The sequence below is a fragment of the Microbacterium sp. GbtcB4 genome (assembly GCF_019091465.1).
In the GTDB taxonomy this organism is placed as follows: domain Bacteria; phylum Actinomycetota; class Actinomycetes; order Actinomycetales; family Microbacteriaceae; genus Microbacterium; species Microbacterium paraoxydans.
On record NZ_JAGXJJ010000675.1, the window covers coordinates 1 to 232 of the forward strand.

A 232-nucleotide genomic window follows, 5' to 3' on the forward strand; every position below is an offset into this window, starting at 1 on the left:
GCACCAGCCGGAACGGGTAGTGATGCGTGCGCGAGCGGATCGTGCCCAGCACCTTCTCGGGCGCCGACGTGGCGAAGATGAACTTGTCGTGCGGCGGGGGCTCCTCCACCAGCTTCAGCAGCGCGTTGAAGCCCTGCGGGGTGACCATGTGTGCCTCGACGAGGATGAAGATCTTGAAGCGGTCACGGCTCGGGGCGAAGGTCGCCCGCTCGCGGAGGACGCGGGCGTCGTC

At 68.1% G+C, this 232-nt stretch carries 1 pseudogene; it reads right to left on the bottom strand.

Annotated features, from left to right (window positions below):
• Positions 1 to 232, bottom strand: a pseudogene (locus KVS71_RS19225) (DNA polymerase III subunit gamma and tau); the annotation flags it as partial.